This is a genomic window from Terribacillus sp. AE2B 122 (assembly GCF_902497585.1).
In the GTDB taxonomy this organism is placed as follows: Bacteria; Bacillota; Bacilli; order Bacillales; family Amphibacillaceae; genus Terribacillus; species Terribacillus saccharophilus_A.
The window spans coordinates 127549-142275 of record NZ_LR700946.1 but is presented as its reverse complement, the minus strand read 5'-3'; the positions used below and the strand labels follow the sequence as shown (position 1 = coordinate 142275).

At 42.4% G+C, this 14727-nt stretch carries 15 protein-coding genes; 8 read left to right on the top strand and 7 right to left on the bottom strand.

Features of this window, described 5'->3' with window-relative positions; genetic code table 11:
* Nucleotides 1-14: 14 nt before the first annotated feature.
* Nucleotides 15-1265: an MFS transporter gene (locus AE2B122_RS13130; RefSeq protein ID WP_175074375.1), complete on the bottom strand. Its 1251-nt coding sequence runs from the start codon at nucleotides 1263-1265 to the stop codon at nucleotides 15-17.
* Between the two features lie 18 nt (nucleotides 1266-1283).
* Nucleotides 1284-2267: a sugar phosphate isomerase/epimerase gene (locus AE2B122_RS13125; RefSeq protein ID WP_175074374.1), complete on the bottom strand. Its 984-nt coding sequence runs from the start codon at nucleotides 2265-2267 to the stop codon at nucleotides 1284-1286.
* Between the two features lie 219 nt (nucleotides 2268-2486).
* On the opposite strand from AE2B122_RS13125, the gene AE2B122_RS13120 reads away from it, so the two are divergent.
* The 3 genes from AE2B122_RS13120 to AE2B122_RS13110 all read left to right on the top strand — a co-directional run bounded on the left by AE2B122_RS13120 (nucleotide 2487) and on the right by AE2B122_RS13110 (nucleotide 5162).
* Nucleotides 2487-3371 carry an SIS domain-containing protein gene (locus tag AE2B122_RS13120; RefSeq protein WP_254593514.1) on the top strand — a complete coding sequence of 295 codons (885 nt, stop codon included), beginning with the start codon at nucleotides 2487-2489 and terminating at the stop codon, nucleotides 3369-3371.
* 23 nt (nucleotides 3372-3394) lie between these two features.
* Nucleotides 3395-4306, top strand: coding sequence for a ribokinase (locus tag AE2B122_RS13115; RefSeq protein WP_175074372.1), 912 nt, complete (start codon nucleotides 3395-3397; stop codon nucleotides 4304-4306).
* Between the two features lie 247 nt (nucleotides 4307-4553).
* Nucleotides 4554-5162: a class F sortase gene (locus tag AE2B122_RS13110; RefSeq protein ID WP_175074371.1), complete on the top strand. Its 609-nt coding sequence runs from the start codon at nucleotides 4554-4556 to the stop codon at nucleotides 5160-5162.
* A 32-nt stretch (nucleotides 5163-5194) separates the two neighbouring features.
* Here the strand turns inward: AE2B122_RS13110 and AE2B122_RS13105 are convergent, their stop codons facing one another.
* Together AE2B122_RS13105 and AE2B122_RS13100 are read right to left on the bottom strand one after the other, a co-directional pair.
* Nucleotides 5195-5566 (bottom strand): YtxH domain-containing protein, encoded by a 372-nt coding sequence (locus AE2B122_RS13105; RefSeq protein WP_095219513.1) that lies wholly within the window; start codon nucleotides 5564-5566, stop codon nucleotides 5195-5197.
* Nucleotides 5567-5638: 72 nt separating this feature from the next.
* On the bottom strand, nucleotides 5639-6064 hold the full coding sequence (locus tag AE2B122_RS13100; protein ID WP_175074370.1) for an HIT family protein: 426 nt from the start codon (nucleotides 6062-6064) through the stop codon (nucleotides 5639-5641).
* A 441-nt stretch (nucleotides 6065-6505) separates the two neighbouring features.
* Here AE2B122_RS13100 and AE2B122_RS13095 point away from each other — a divergent pair, with 441 nt between their 5' ends.
* The 3 genes from AE2B122_RS13095 to AE2B122_RS13085 are packed head-to-tail and all read left to right on the top strand — an operon-like array spanning nucleotide 6506 to nucleotide 9184.
* On the top strand, nucleotides 6506-7252 hold the full coding sequence (locus AE2B122_RS13095; RefSeq protein ID WP_095219511.1) for an ABC transporter ATP-binding protein: 747 nt from the start codon (nucleotides 6506-6508) through the stop codon (nucleotides 7250-7252).
* Nucleotides 7245-8459 (top strand): ABC transporter permease, encoded by a 1215-nt coding sequence (locus tag AE2B122_RS13090; protein ID WP_175074369.1) that lies wholly within the window; start codon nucleotides 7245-7247, stop codon nucleotides 8457-8459. Before AE2B122_RS13095 ends, AE2B122_RS13090 begins: the two co-directional genes overlap by 8 nt.
* Before the next feature lie 11 nt (nucleotides 8460-8470).
* Nucleotides 8471-9184: an EcsC family protein gene (locus tag AE2B122_RS13085; protein WP_095219509.1), complete on the top strand. Its 714-nt coding sequence runs from the start codon at nucleotides 8471-8473 to the stop codon at nucleotides 9182-9184.
* 35 nt (nucleotides 9185-9219) lie between these two features.
* Here the strand turns inward: AE2B122_RS13085 and AE2B122_RS13080 are convergent, their stop codons facing one another.
* Together AE2B122_RS13080 and AE2B122_RS13075 are read right to left on the bottom strand one after the other, a co-directional pair.
* Nucleotides 9220-10383, bottom strand: a complete 1164-nt coding sequence (locus AE2B122_RS13080) for a M20 family metallopeptidase (RefSeq protein WP_175074368.1) — start codon at nucleotides 10381-10383, stop codon at nucleotides 9220-9222.
* 125 nt (nucleotides 10384-10508) lie between these two features.
* On the bottom strand, nucleotides 10509-10967 hold the full coding sequence (locus AE2B122_RS13075; RefSeq protein ID WP_175074367.1) for a ferritin-like domain-containing protein: 459 nt from the start codon (nucleotides 10965-10967) through the stop codon (nucleotides 10509-10511).
* 97 nt (nucleotides 10968-11064) lie between these two features.
* On the opposite strand from AE2B122_RS13075, the gene AE2B122_RS13070 reads away from it, so the two are divergent.
* Entirely contained in the window at nucleotides 11065-11721 is a 657-nt protein-coding gene (locus AE2B122_RS13070; protein WP_175074366.1) for a phosphatase PAP2 family protein, read from the top strand.
* A 45-nt stretch (nucleotides 11722-11766) separates the two neighbouring features.
* Here AE2B122_RS13070 and AE2B122_RS13065 read toward each other — a convergent pair whose 3' ends face one another.
* Nucleotides 11767-12261, bottom strand: a complete 495-nt coding sequence (locus tag AE2B122_RS13065) for an antibiotic biosynthesis monooxygenase (RefSeq protein ID WP_175074365.1) — start codon at nucleotides 12259-12261, stop codon at nucleotides 11767-11769.
* Nucleotides 12262-12428: 167 nt separating this feature from the next.
* Between AE2B122_RS13065 and AE2B122_RS13060 the strand changes: the two genes are divergently transcribed.
* The gene (locus AE2B122_RS13060; protein ID WP_175074364.1) at nucleotides 12429-14612 is read left to right on the top strand and encodes a transglycosylase domain-containing protein; all 2184 of its coding nucleotides are present in this window, start codon (nucleotides 12429-12431) and stop codon (nucleotides 14610-14612) included.
* Nucleotides 14613-14727: the final 115 nt, after the last annotated feature.

Sequence of the window (14727 nt, the reverse complement as noted above, 5' to 3'; positions counted from 1 at the left end):
GGGGTTTTTCCATTCTACTTAGCACTGATATTATCCATTCTTAGTTTTCCTTGCTTGTTTTTTTGCAATTCATCAGGTGTTTTCAGGAATGGTGTCAAGATTGCGCTGACGATATAAAACCCAGCGTAAATGAACAACACGCCTCCAGCACCTAATGAACTGAAGAATAACCCTGCGATAGCTGGTGCTAAAAAGGTACTTAATCCTGCCCCAAGGTTCAGGATAGACATCGCTGCCCCTTTATTGTCAGGGGATAGTAATGGGAATAATGCTGATAGTGGGACATATCCGGCCATAGTAATCCCGCACAAGCTTAATACGATTGTCATAACAAGGTAGTTATGGCCTATTACTTGTGGGGCGAAATATATCATTACAAGTACTATGGCGTAACCAACTCCACCTACCCATTGAATGGTATTTCTCCAACCGAATCTGTCTCCCACATAACCAAAGAACAAGTTAGCGAAAATTGCAACAGTGAAGACGGTAGACCACATTTGTAGCCACTCTGTCGTTGAATAACCGAAACCCATTAAATAAATTGGCATAAAAACAGCAAGCCCATACTGTGCCAATCCATTAATTGTCTTCACAATAAGTCCTAATGAAATCTCCTTTTGTTTAAGTATTGTAATCCCTTTCATAAATTCCGAAAGTGTAAACGGGTGTATTTCACTGGAAGGAACTTTATCCTTGTTTGCAAATATAGCCAAGTATGCACCGATGAATACAAAAATCAACGATGACCATAAAGTGTTGACGTGACCGATAACAGGAATAGTTAAAGATGAGTAGAAAGGCCCCAATACACTAAGTCCAAGTGAGAACATGAACCAGAACCATCCAACAGCGGCTCCTCTGCTTTGTAGTGGAGAGCTGTAATTAATCCAAATCAAGAATGAATATGCGAATAGAGGATAACCAAATCCCCTTATTGCATAAAATGGCAGCATGATTGCTAGATTCAGTTCATATACGCCAAGTCCTATAAATCCTAGGCTTCCAATAATAAAGGCAACGAGACCAAATATCATGGCTTTACGCGGCCCCATAGTTTGAACAAAGACTCCGGACAGCCAAGCGGAAACGGCAACAGCTATACCATAAACGGTGAGCAAGAGGGATGCACTTTCAATGCTCATCCCTCTTTCTACTAGATATGGTGAAATCCATGCCTGTTCAACACCATCACCTAGCATAAAAATTGCTAATCCGATATATCCCCATAATAGATTCCTTGGTAATCCTATCTTATTCCACATTTTAAAAAGCTCCCCTTATTACTTGTTAGTTGTAAGTGTCTGCTGCTGTGTGAAAGAATATAAAAGTTTTTGAGCTTCCAATGCATCTTCGGATTGAATGATTTCTTCCACTCTTTCTAGGCCGAAGCGGTCAAGAAACGAATCAAAGGCTTTGTACATTCTTATATTTTGTTCACATTCTGCTACTGGATCTTCGCGTAGTGGAAAAGTATCAAAGTATATTAGACCATCATAGTTGTAGCGTTTAGCATAATAGATGAATTCTAGTGTTTGCATGAAATGTACGGATCCAAGCATTAAACCATCGTCATTGTCTTTGTGGCCGTCATTTAAATGAAAGCCCATCAGTCTATTCTTGCGAGCGGCCAATGCTAGGGAGTAGGCTGGATTTTCCTTTGTCATTAACATATGACAGAAATCTAGAGTAACTCCCATGTTTGGAGCACCTACGTCATCTAATAACACAAGAGTAGTGGATATATTTCCGATCAAAGAGAATGCTCGAGGCTGATATGGCTTATATTCAAAACTGATATTATTATCTGGGTATCTCGATGTTATTTGTTTTAAGGCATCCACGATTTTATCGTATGCCTTCTCATAATCCATCTGGAAGGCATAATCGAAGCCGTCATTCGCAAGCCATATTGTCGTTACTTCACCACCGAGCTCGTTGCAGACTTCAATAGCTTCCATTGTTTCTCGAATAGCTTTATCTCGAATCTGTGAATCTTTATTTGCGTATTCACCAAATGTATAGTGATTTTTGAAACGTAACGCAATTCCGCTTACTTGAAGCTTCTTCTCTGTTAAAAAACTCTTTACTTCTTCAACAGATGTATTTTCAAAGTGCTCCGGATAGTTTAACTCGACATGAGTTAGTCCATCTACTGTAGCCATCCTCGAAATATAGTCGAATACTGTTAATGATTTTAAACACTTATCTCCAAAGAAATTTTCGGGCATTGTCTTAAAAGAATTTAAACGAGTTGAGAATTTCATGTAGTACACTCCTTTTTATTGTTGAGGGAAGGTTCAACTTAATCGGATTATAAACAATAAATTACTAATAAGTAAACAAGAGTGAAAAAACTTGACTGATAATATTTATTTTTAGCTTTATTACTGTTGATAATTTTATTATAGTAAAATATAAAGTAAAATATTGAAACGCTTCCAATATAATAGTAGAATGAGTTGGAAGGAAGGGAAGGTTTGACTATGCAAGCAGATAAATTGAAGGGGAAGGAAATCATTCTCTACGCACGCAGTTTTGCGCCATCATTGAGTACAAAAGAAAAGCGTATTGCAAATTTTATAAGTAATCAGTACCAAGAACTAGCGAATATGACAATTAGTAATTTAGCTAATCACTTACAAGTGAGTGAGTCTAGTGTTACAAAAGTATGTAAAAAGCTTCGCTGTGAAGGTTTCTATGAATTGAAGCATGCAATTACTGAATATGTAACGAATGGTGAAGAAAGTATCAATGATGAATTACAAGAAGATTTCAGCCGTACAGATGATAACGATAATATTCTTGAAAAAGTATTCTTGTATTCCATCATTGCTTTACAGGATACATTGGCTGTAATAAATCGCAGTGCGCTGAGTAAAGCTGTTGCTGCACTGCAGTCACTGAAAAGTGAAAACAAGCTAATTTTGATAGGGAATGGCGGATCCGGTGTTTTATGTGAAGATTTTCAGCACAAGCTGCTTAAGATTGGCATTTTTTCCATTCTTTATAGGGATTCACATATGCAGCTGATGGGAGCGTCTTTGGCAAAGCAAGGGGATGTTGTCGTTGGAATATCTCATTCTGGTACTTCAACAGATGTAATTGATATTTTCAAAGCAGCCCAAAAAAATGGTGCAATGACCATTTGTGTTACGAACCATGTAAAGAGTCCGGTAACGGAATTCTCTGATGTTGTACTGCATTCTTCTGCACGTAATTCTCCTATTACTGGAGAGAACGCCGCCGCTAGGATAGCTCAATTGAATATTTTAGATGTTCTGTTTACAGCGCTAAGTTTACATCGACAAAATCTATCCTACGAAAACCTATTGAAAACACAAGAATCTGTAAGTTCACATAGAACCTAAGAAATGACCGGAGGTAGAATGGGATGACCAAACGAGTAGCGGTAATTGGTAGTCTGAATTATGACATCATTGTTAAACAACAGCGTATGCCTCATCAAGGAGAAACCTTTATTGCAGATGCTCTGATACAAGGGCCAGGGGGAAAAGGCGCGAATCAAGCTGCCCAGTGCGCTAAATTAGGTATGCCCACGATGATGATAGGAAAGGTAGGGCAAGATAGATTCGGTGATGCATTGGTTGGTTCACTCGCTGCAATTGGAGTGGATACATCATATGTGAAAAGAATCGGTTCGACTGGACTTGGAGTTGTACATGTCATGCCGGACGGAGATTATTATAGCTCAATTTTAAAAGGTGCAAATGAGCTGCTAACTATACAAGATATAGAGGAGATTGCGGAAGAACTAAAAGAGGCATCTTTCATTATCTTGCAGCAGGAAATTCCGCATCATGTAACGGAACATGTAATTGAGCGTTTTAAGGATTCACAAATTCAGATTGTTTTGAATAACGCACCGGCACGTTCAATTTCTAAAAATATATTACAATATGTCGATCTGCTGGTCGTTAACGAGTCTGAGGCAGCTTATATGACAGGCCAACCTGTAACAACTATTGCAGAAGCCACTGAAACAGGAAAGGAACTGCAGCAAATAACAGGAAATACAGTGATTGTCACATTGGGGAAAGAAGGGTCCATTGTTGTAAATAGTAAAGATAGTATTTATTTTCCGGCGAAAAAAGTGAATGCTGTAGACGCAACGGGAGCGGGTGACTCATTTATTGGGGCACTTGTGTATGGTTTATCCCAAGGTTTTTTGCTAGAAGAGTGTATGAAATTCGCAACAGAAGTTAGTGCAATAACGGTTATGAAAGAAGGGGGACAAGATTCATTTCCAACAAAAGCGGAAGTGAGCAGGATTTTAGTGATCTGACAAACAAGAGTTACGATTAGATATAGGAAACACTTTTCAAATTCAGAACGGGTTGGTATTCCGTTTCGGCTTGGAAAGTGTTTTTATGTTTGATTAGATCCAAAATTTTGTTGGAGACTGTTAAAGTTTATCTAAAAAAGTATGACAAAATGCTTTTTTAAGAACATAAATGCTGGGTAGGTGATCCGGAAAGTTCTACATGACGTAAGCTTACAGACTATCTACTACGCCCAGAGTCTGATACGCTATGCAAGGAAGTCATTCTACTTATGAAATGAGGAGCAGCTATGAGCCGGGTTATGGACCCGGCAGTGCGGGTAGCTCTGTCATCGCTGGCCATGTTGATAGTAAGAGAGGACCTGCGGTATATTTCTACTTGACCGACCTGGAAGAGGACGGTGAAGTGTATCTCGCAGATAAGGCTGGAAAGAAACTGACCTTTGTCGTGAAGGAGATACATGCGTATCCGGCGGAAGATGCACCAATCAGACAAATATTTGGTGCATCAGACAAGGCTGTACTGAATCTGATTACTTGTACAGGCACATTCGACCATGAACGGCAGACACATCCGGATCGTCTGGTTGTGACAACAGAGCTTAAGCAGGATGACCCGAAGCTGCCGACAGCGCCTACCGAAGTAAAGAAGAGCGCAAGCGCGTTGAGCTGGCATGCAGTACGAGATGATGCTATTGTTGGTTATCGCATCTACAAAGTGGAAGGGGAAAAGAAGAAGCTGGTTACAAGTGTAGCTGCCTTTGAACGAAAGAGTATCGCAATTGATGATCTAGATGCGACGTATGCGGTGACAGCGATTGATATGGACGAACAAGAATCCGAAATGAATGAAATGTAATAAAAAATGCTCTCCATTATGGAGAGCATTTTTTATTCGTTGCCTTTTTTCTGATTCGCTTTTTCTTCCAAGTCTTTTAAGCTTTTCTCAATCTGAGCCAAGCTTTTCTGGATATTTTTCTGATGCGGTTCAACCGTACGTTTCCAGCTGTCGATGGAAGTTTTTACATCAGCTGATAGTTCTTTGAACATAACAGCGCCTTCCTTGGAAGTTTTTGTGATCTGTTCTTTCAGCTGTGTTCCTTCATTCTTTAAGTTATTGAATGTGACCTTCCATTCGTCGCTGCGCTGTTTAGCATCTGCGCGCAACTCCCTGCCGGAGGATGGTGCTGTCAGCAATGTGATTACAGCGCTGACTGTGCTACCTACGAGTATACCAACTGCGATTGATTTGCCACTTGCCATCATCTCCACTCCTTCCTACTTCATTATACTATTTTCTCTTCCTATGTAGCAGTGAAACCTATTGAGACAATCTTACTGGATTTTACTGCTGATTTTTTCCGCCAATTCACCAAGGTGTTCGCTGGCAATATTGTCATGTTGTTCAAAGGTAGCGTGGAAGCCATCATTTTTTCCGTATCTCGGAATAAGATGCACATGCAGATGGAATACAGTTTGGCCTGCAACAGCTTCCGCATTACTCAATACGTTCAATCCAGCCGGCTGGAACGCTTCCTTAATTGCATTCGCAATCCGTGGTACACGAGCAAATACTTCTTGGGCTACTTCGGGCGGTGTTTCGTATATATTCTTCGTATGTGTTTTGGGGATGATGAGGGTGTGCCCCTTCGTCACCTGGCCGATATCCATAAAAGCAAGTACGTGGTCATCCTCATATACTTTCGCAGATGGCAGTTCACCAGCAGCTATTTTACAGAAGATACAATCCTTTTCGTGCATACGATCACTCCTTTAACGTGTATACATATTGTATAAAGGAATGGACATGCTTGTAAAGTAAGTCGAATAAAATAGGCAGACATCCCGTAACGGCCGGAATATTGGAATTCTTCGCGTTTTGGGAGTGTCTGCCTTTGAAGCAAGGTTGCCAAGAGTAAAACCATTTCGAACTGTACAGCGGCTTACGATGTTTGCGCCAGTACACTTTCAGCTTGCTTACAAATGTAAATCAGCTTACTTTCGGACGTAGCGGTCTGTATCTCCAACCAACACCTCATTTTTTAATGAATGGGTACTGCTCTCGGAAACCTCTTGGCAACTTCTTTGCTTCGAAATTAGTATGTGCAAACTGACGGATGTTATAACCGTTTTATTTTGGCAAATACGGCGGGCTTTGGTAAACTTTTAGCAGAAGCGTGCTTTTAGAAAGGGGAAAGGGTAATGCAACCTTTATTACATATTGATTCTCTGACCGGTGGGTATACACATAAAAATGTCCTGCATGATATATCGTTTCAAGTAGATGCGGGTGAAATTGTCGGGCTGATTGGACTTAACGGGGCAGGGAAAAGTACGACAATCAAACATATCATCGGTCTTATGCAGCCGAAGGGAGGCAGTATCCAGATTAATGGAAGCACGTTTGCTGCTTCACCAGAAACATATCGGAGCAATTTCTCCTATATTCCTGAAATGCCGGTACTGTATGATGAATTGACTTTATATGACCATCTTCGTCTTACTGCACAAGCATATGATTTGTCAAAGGAGGAGTTTGATAAACGCCTTCCGCCTTTGCTGAAGGAATTCCGCCTTGAAAAGAAACTGAAGATGTTTCCTGTCCATTTTTCAAAAGGGATGCGTCAGAAAGTAATGATTATGTGTTCTTTTCTTGTTGAACCTGACTTATACATCGTGGACGAGCCATTCGTTGGACTCGATCCTCTCGGTATTCAATCCTACTTGCAGCTGATGAACCAGGCGAAGGATAATGGAGCAGGCGTATTGATGTCCACGCATATTTTGGCGACTGCGGAACGTTATTGCGACCGCATTGTCATACTGCATGATGGAAAGCTGCGGGCAGCTGGTACGATGGAAGAGCTGCGTAATGAATTCGACATGCAACATGCCACGCTGGATGATTTATATGTACAGCTGACGAAAGAAGAAGACAGCCATGTTTAATGCAGAAACATTTTTCAAACAGCGGCTTACCGAGCATATGAAGGAAATGAATCGCTATTTGCGGTACATATTTAACCAGCATCTTATGATAGCAATGCTGTTCCTAATCTCGGGGCTTGCTTATTATTATCAGCAGTGGCTAGAGAGATTAACTCCGGACTTTCCGGCTGCGCTTTTAATTGGTGCTGTGTTCGGCCTATTGGCCAGCTACAGCCCTGTGCGGACATTATTGAAAGAAGCAGATATGATATTCATGCTGCCGCTTGAGCCAAAGTTGCACCGCTATTTCAAATTAACCATTGGCTATAGCTTCTTTACGCAGCTTTACTTATTAATATTAGCTGCTGCGGCACTAGCACCGTTGTTCTTTGCAGCAGACTTAGGAGAAGGATTTTTATCTTATCTGCTTGTCTTTCTTGTTCTGCTGGTTTTCAAGCTGTGGAATCTTCATATGAATTGGTGGATGCTGAAGATACGGAATGTCAACATAAGAAGAACCGAGCAAACGCTCCGGCTGGTGCTGAACGTCGGAAGCTTTTGGCTGTTTTTACGAGGCAATCTTATTGCAGCGGCAGTTTTGACGGTTCTATTCGTCGTACTTCTTTTTGTGGACTATACCATCACCCGGAAGCAGGGGGGATTGGCTTGGGATTTGCTGATTGAAAAAGATCAAGCACGAATGCAGGCATTCTACCGAATTGCAAACCAATTTGCTGATGTACCTCACTTGAAGACGAAAGTCCATAAACGGCAGTCTATCGTCAATCTCTTCACTAGGCGAGTTCCGTTCGAACAGAAACATACATATGATTATCTGTTCCGAATAACTTTTGTCAGAGGTGGCGATTATTTCGGGCTCTTTCTGCGATTGACTATTTTAGCTGGAGTTATCATCTACTTTATCCCAAATCTTTGGGTGCAGTTGGCGTTTGCTTTGTTGTTCCTTTATTTGACGGGCTTCCAGCTTATCGGAATGTGGAAGCATCACCGGACAATCGCCTGGATGGATCTTTATCCGGTAGCAGGCGACACTCGAAAACGTGCATTATTGTCCCTTCTTCAGCAGCTGGCCATTATACAAGCTGTGCTGCTGAGTCTCGTGTTCCTTCTCCGTGTCGATGTAGTTGGTTTTGTTTTGGCACTTGTTGCCGGACTTGCCTTCGGTCTCGGATTTGTCCGTATGTATGTACCGAAGCGGTTGAAATAGGAGGGATTCAGATGGAGGAAGACTATTATAAGGTAAGAAAACTGAAGGAAGCGATGTTTTATTATCATTCCCTTCAGCGGCGCGGCGGCAAGTTTCAGCGGCTTTCTAAAGGTACACAGGATACAATCACCGATAAAATTCCGGCAGCTGTGCACACCACAATTACAACAGCTATTCGTCAAATGATAGAACTCAGCCTGACGTCTTCTAACTACATCTACCCAATTAAGATCGATCATAAATGGAGTTTTGAGCAACGTGAGAAAGAAGTTCGGAAGGTCATCAATCGTTATAAAACAACAGCAAGATTGGAAGGTGCCGGCACTGGTGCTGGAGGTATTATTTTAGGTATGGCCGATTTTCCGCTTCTTCTTAGCATCAAGATGAAATGCTTATTTGATATTGGCAGAATTTATGGTTTTGATGTTACGGCATTCAGCGAACGTGTTTTCCTGCTGCAAATTTTCAGTGCTACTTTCTCAAGCAGTGAAACGAGGGTCAAGCTGTGGGAAGAAATCCGTCATTGGAATAATGTTACCGGCGCAATCGAAGATGTGAATTGGAGGGTGCTCCAGCAGGAATATCGTGATCATATTGATTTAATCAAAATGATACAGATGCTGCCGGGTGTCGGAGCCTTCGTCGGAGCCATTATCAACGGCAAGTTTCTCGAACAGTTAGGTACAGCTGCCATGCATGCATATCGGATCCGCATGTTAACATAAAAAAAGATCAGCGTGAAAAATCACGCTGATCTTTTTTATTGGTAAGCAATACACGCGCTGAGTAATGTCTTAGCGGCGATGCTCATTGCTCTTTCATCAAAATCGAATTTCGGATGGTGGTGCGGATAATAATGATCTTCTTTCTTAGCGCCGGTGAAGAAAAAAGCTCCCGGTTTGTCATGCAGATAATAAGAGAAATCCTCGCCAGTCATCGTAGGCAGCACCTTGTTCGCTTCCTGAACTTCTGCAACTTGCTTCGAAGCATCAAGTACCAATTGTGCTTCAGCAGGGTGGTTGATTACTGGTGGATATCCTTCAATATAGTCATACGTGTAGTCTGCATCATTAGCAATTGTAATACCTTTTAATACATTTTCGATTTCTATTTTAATCTGTTCCTGTACAGCAGTATCGAATGTACGAACTGTTCCTGTCAGCTTCGCTGTTCCGGCAACTACGTTGAATGCTGCGCCAGCCTCGAAAGTACCTACGGTGATGACAGCAGTAGACAATGGATCCAAGCGGCGGCTGATAATTTGCTGAAGTGCTGTTACGACTTGAGATCCGATTAGAACGGCATCCTTCGTCTGGTGTGGCTGTGCTCCGTGTCCGCCTTTGCCGATGATTTCAATTTCGAAGCGATCTGCTCCTGCCATGAATTCTTTATCTGCAGTTTCAATTGTGCCAAGCGGCGTGTTCGACCAGAGGTGAGTTCCGAATACAGCATCCACATCATCAAGGATACCAGTTTCAATAATCGGCTTTGCTCCGCCTGGTGCATATTCTTCTGCATGCTGGTGGACGAAAACAAGCGTTCCTGGTAGTTCGTCCTGTAATGCTTTGGCTGCTTTGGCAATGCCAAGCAGTGTTGCTGTATGTCCATCATGACCGCATGCATGCATAACATTTGGTACTGTGGATTTATAAGGGACATCATTTTCTTCTTGGATTGGCAACGCATCGAAATCCGCTCGCAAAGCAATCTTCTTACCAGGTTTTCCGCCTTGGAGAGTGGCAACTACACCGTTACCTCCGACATTCTTTTCGTAGGGAATACCAAGTTCCTCATATGTATTTGCAATGTACGCAGCTGTCTTTTCTTCTTTAAAGGACAGTTCTGGATGCTGATGAAGGTATCTTCTTGTCGCAACCATGTCTTCATAAAGTTCATCTACTTTGGTGAATAATTTCTCTAGCATACTGCACCAGCCTCCTTATTAATTATGAAATAAGACCAGTATAGCATATTTCTTGTTAATAATTATTGGTTTATTCAGAAAAATGCATAGAAAAACCCATAACCATTTGGTTATGGGTTTAATAATTATAGGCGAGAGTCACTCAAAAGACGGTTGAGTTCGTCACGGTGATTCGTCTCATCCGAAATTAAATCTTCCAGCTTAGTTGCAAGCTCTGTCAAGTTAAGATCTTCAGCCTGCTTTCTGCGTTTTTCATAACGGTCAATCGTATCCTGTTCCGCATCTCGTGCTTCTGTTAGCATTTTCTTTACATCAGTATGATACGGTACTTCAGCTGGAACAGTGGTTGGTAGGCCGCCGAGTGTTACAATCTTATCTGCTAAATATTTTGCATGACCGATTTCATCCGTAATTTCATCCTCGAAAAATGGTTTTAGATACGCACGATATAGGCCTGAAACAGCGGAGCTGTATGTTGTATACATGATGGAAGCGGCATATTCATTTGCCAAGTCTACGTTCAAGCCATCAATCAATTCCTGTAGTTGAGAGTCATCTTTAATTTTTCTAACATTGTCTGCCATGTTTATCATCCTTTCTGATTGGCTATCTGTAAGGTATATTCCCCAGGTGTTTGTTTTCTAAACAAGTGCCATAGTACAATCAATCAGAGGTGAAAAGATGGAACTCCCGCATAGAAAAAGATATATAGTGCTATTTACGATTGCAATTATCGTAGCAACTATATTTACAATTGACGTCAGACTGCACACAGATCCGCTGCTGGATCAATGGACAGCCCCTTTTGCGGAATCCTTGCAGGAGACATTTTGGTATGATGTATTCCGTTGGATTACCGAGCTGGGATCGAGCATCATTCTAAGTGTGCTTGCATTTTTATTTGGTTTATACCTGGCAGCAGGGAAACGAGATTTAATTGGAGCAGGTATTGTATTTACTGCTACAGCCCTAGGTTATCAGTTCAATTTTCTCATTAAACAATTGGTAGAAAGGGAACGTCCGACCATTCTGGCATTAGTGGATGGCGAGGGATTTAGCTTCCCATCGGGTCATTCGATGGTGTCCTTTATTACATATGGCATCATCCTTTATTTCCTTTGGCATTATCTCAAAGGCAGTAAGCGGTATATTGCTGCATCCTTGGCGGTACTTATTGTCCTGCTGGTTGGGTTTAGCCGCTATGTTCTCAGGGTCCACTATTTGACTGATGTGCTGGCTGGCTTTGCTTATGGGCTGATCTTTCTTGTCATTTGGATTTTGTTATATAAATGGCTGCAGTATAAGCTAGGGAAAAGAGAAAAGGTGCGCGCCTACTGATTAGGCAGAAAAGGGCCTGTCCGTTAATCGGACAGGCCCTTTTCTTTATTCGTTGTCGATATGATAAGTGGTGACATATGCAGGTCCGCCGCTGAATGGCGGTTTTTTAGGCTGATCGGCATCTTTCTTATGCGCATGCTGGAAAGCTTCTGATGTTTTCCAATCTTCAAAATGCTGCTTGGATTCCCATGCTGTCAGCACAAGATATGTGTTTCCAGATTTAGGACGAAGCACGCGGAGCGCTTTAAAACCGGGTGTTTGATCGATTTTGCCTGCTCGACGTTTGAATACATCTTCAAATATCGGGCGACCTTCGTCTGTAACGGGAATGTTATTAATTGCGATATAACCTTCATCAGGAAGGTCGCCTGTACCGGTTACTCGTTCATATGTACGAGGTGTTGTAAAGTTTGCTGCATCTGGTTCCTCTGTATAAGCCAGAGCGCCCTCGGCCCCTTCGAACACCCAGATTTTTGCTTGTTCTTTTGCCTTCAGCTGGCGAAGGAATTCAGTCGTACCACTGGTGAAGTGTGCGGTCATTTGTATTCAACCTCCTGGCAGTATGTTACAGTCAGTGTAGCAATTACGCATAGTGTAATGCAAGCTAGGACTCCAATCGATAGAAAGATGGGTAAATGGCATTTTTTGTCGTATAATAAAGGTTATAGAATGAACATGGGGGATTCGTAAGAGGTGAAAGAAACGTTATGAAACGATCAGAACTTAAGCAGCATAAAAGGATGCGCAGGAAGACTCTATATCTCCTCGGGACTGGTATCATATTGGCGGGCATAACTGCTGTCTATATCCTGTTATTTTTCGGGGGAAGACTCGTAATTGATAAAGATGATTTGACATTGAAGGCTGCTTCAACAGTCGAGAATCAAGATGGAGAAGTAATTGCGGAATTCTATGAAGAAAACCGGGAACCTGTCAAATTCGATGAGATTTCCGAACATGTGAAAAACGCTTTTGTTTCCATAGAAGACGCTCGGTTCTATAAGCACCATGGTATCGATCTTAGGGCGACAGCACGAGCTTTATACCGTGATATTCTGGCGATGAGTAAAGTGGAGGGCGGAAGTACGATTACACAGCAGACCGCCAAAAATCTCTTTTTCAAAAATGATAAGACCTTCACCCGGAAAGCGAAGGAAGCGATGGCTGCTATTTACTTGGAGAAACAGTACACGAAGAAGCAGATCCTCGAATATTATCTGAATGAAATTTATTTTGCGCACGGTCTTTATGGAATTGAGTCCGCTGCTAATTATTACTTCAATAAGAGTGCGAGCGATCTGACTCTTTCGGAAAGTGCAATGCTTGCGGCACTGTCAAAAGCACCGAATACGTACTCGCCGAATAATAATCCAGATCTGGCGAAAGAAAGACGTAATCTCGTGCTGGATGAAATGGAGGAGCAAGGCTATATCACAGCCGAAGAGAAGGAAGCTGCTCAAGCGGAGGAACTTGGTGTGACTCAACCGGAAGAGGAGCAAGAGCGTCCTTGGATTGAAAGCTATATCGATTTGGTAGCAGAAGAAGCACAGGAGAAATATGATTTATCTTTGGAAAATCTGCGTACAGGCGGTTACCGGATTGTGGTGAATGTGGATGAAGATATCCAGCGCACAGCTTATAATACGATGCAGGAAGATACGTATTTCGATGGCTCGACAGATAGCATTGAAGGTGCCTTTGTCATGCTTGACCAGAATTCCGGTAAAATCGTAGCAGCTGTCGGGGCGCGTGAATTCCAATACGGGGACATAAACCGTGTGACAGTGCAGAGACAGCCGGGATCGGTCATGAAGCCGCTCGCGGTCTATGGGCCAGCATTGGATAGTGGGGATTACAATGCGTATAGTGAGCTGCCGGATGAGAAAAAGACATATAACGATGGAAAGTACACTGTATCTAACCACAACGATCAGTATGAGGGCGATATCACGATGTATGAGGCCGTGCAGGAATCGAAGAATACGACAGCTGTTTGGCTGCTTGATCAAACCGGCATCAAAACAAGCAAATCGTATTTAGAGAAAATGCATATCGAATTGCCGGACGACAAAGGTCTGTCGATTGCCCTTGGCGGCTTGAAGGAAGGGTTGACACCGCTGCAAATCGCGGAAGGCTTCCGAACCTTCGCCCATGAAGGACAGTGGATCGAATCTCAGTCCATTAACGCAATTTATGACCGAAACGGGGAAGCTGCCTTCAAAGCAGAACCGCAAACAGAAGACGTATTCTCGGAACAGACTGCCTGGGATATGACACGCATGCTGCAAGGAGTCATTACTGGCGGTACCGGAACTGCTGGTACCTACTATGGAGCATTGGCTGGAAAGACAGGAACGACACAGCATCCGACTGTAGATGATGCAGATAAGGATGCCTGGTTCGCTGGATACACACCAGAATATGTCGCAGTTAGCTGGATGGGTTATGACAAAACGAACGATGAAAACTATCTGGAGAGCGGCAGTTCAATGCCTACTGCCCTCACGAAATCAATTTTGCGGCAAGTTTCCCAATATCGGACCATGTCGACGAGCTTCGAGAAGCCGGAAAATGCAGAAGATATTGGTGGACCAGTTGAATTGCCGACAATTACGGATGCTTCTATCTCATATGGATTCGGTGGCCTTCGGATCGTTAATGCTGATTTGACTTGGACAGCAAGTGATGACAAGCGAATCATCTATCATATTTACAAAGAAACAAACGATGGTGCAGAGAAAATCGGGGAAGTGCAAGGGAAAGGATCCTTTACAGTGGATAAAGTTAATCCGCTGAAAGACGCCACTTATTATGTAGTTCCATTCAATCCGCTGACAGATGAAAGCGGCGCTGAATCCAACCATACCGTCCTATCCGGATTCGGATTCTGACGATTTTCACGACTCTGACACAATTCATCAAAAAATGGGGTTTTTATGAGTCAAATGCTATACAAATACTCATGAAATTTCGTATAGTGGGAACGGATAATGAGGAGACGAAGGA

Bases quoted from the DNA above. Each gene is read 5' to 3' on its own strand.
- AE2B122_RS13130 (WP_175074375.1), bottom strand. From the start codon at position 1,265: ATGTGGAATAAGATAGGATTACCAAGGAATCTATTATGGGGATATATC.
- AE2B122_RS13125 (WP_175074374.1), bottom strand. From the start codon at position 2,267: ATGAAATTCTCAACTCGTTTAAATTCTTTTAAGACAATGCCCGAAAAT.
- AE2B122_RS13120 (WP_254593514.1), top strand. From the start codon at position 2,487: ATGCAAGCAGATAAATTGAAGGGGAAGGAAATCATTCTCTACGCACGC.
- AE2B122_RS13115 (WP_175074372.1), top strand. From the start codon at position 3,395: ATGACCAAACGAGTAGCGGTAATTGGTAGTCTGAATTATGACATCATT.
- AE2B122_RS13110 (WP_175074371.1), top strand. From the start codon at position 4,554: ATGCAAGGAAGTCATTCTACTTATGAAATGAGGAGCAGCTATGAGCCG.
- AE2B122_RS13105 (WP_095219513.1), bottom strand. From the start codon at position 5,566: ATGGCAAGTGGCAAATCAATCGCAGTTGGTATACTCGTAGGTAGCACA.
- AE2B122_RS13100 (WP_175074370.1), bottom strand. From the start codon at position 6,064: ATGCACGAAAAGGATTGTATCTTCTGTAAAATAGCTGCTGGTGAACTG.
- AE2B122_RS13095 (WP_095219511.1), top strand. From the start codon at position 6,506: ATGCAACCTTTATTACATATTGATTCTCTGACCGGTGGGTATACACAT.
- AE2B122_RS13090 (WP_175074369.1), top strand. From the start codon at position 7,245: ATGTTTAATGCAGAAACATTTTTCAAACAGCGGCTTACCGAGCATATG.
- AE2B122_RS13085 (WP_095219509.1), top strand. From the start codon at position 8,471: ATGGAGGAAGACTATTATAAGGTAAGAAAACTGAAGGAAGCGATGTTT.
- AE2B122_RS13080 (WP_175074368.1), bottom strand. From the start codon at position 10,383: ATGCTAGAGAAATTATTCACCAAAGTAGATGAACTTTATGAAGACATG.
- AE2B122_RS13075 (WP_175074367.1), bottom strand. From the start codon at position 10,967: ATGGCAGACAATGTTAGAAAAATTAAAGATGACTCTCAACTACAGGAA.
- AE2B122_RS13070 (WP_175074366.1), top strand. From the start codon at position 11,065: ATGGAACTCCCGCATAGAAAAAGATATATAGTGCTATTTACGATTGCA.
- AE2B122_RS13065 (WP_175074365.1), bottom strand. From the start codon at position 12,261: ATGACCGCACACTTCACCAGTGGTACGACTGAATTCCTTCGCCAGCTG.
- AE2B122_RS13060 (WP_175074364.1), top strand. From the start codon at position 12,429: ATGAAACGATCAGAACTTAAGCAGCATAAAAGGATGCGCAGGAAGACT.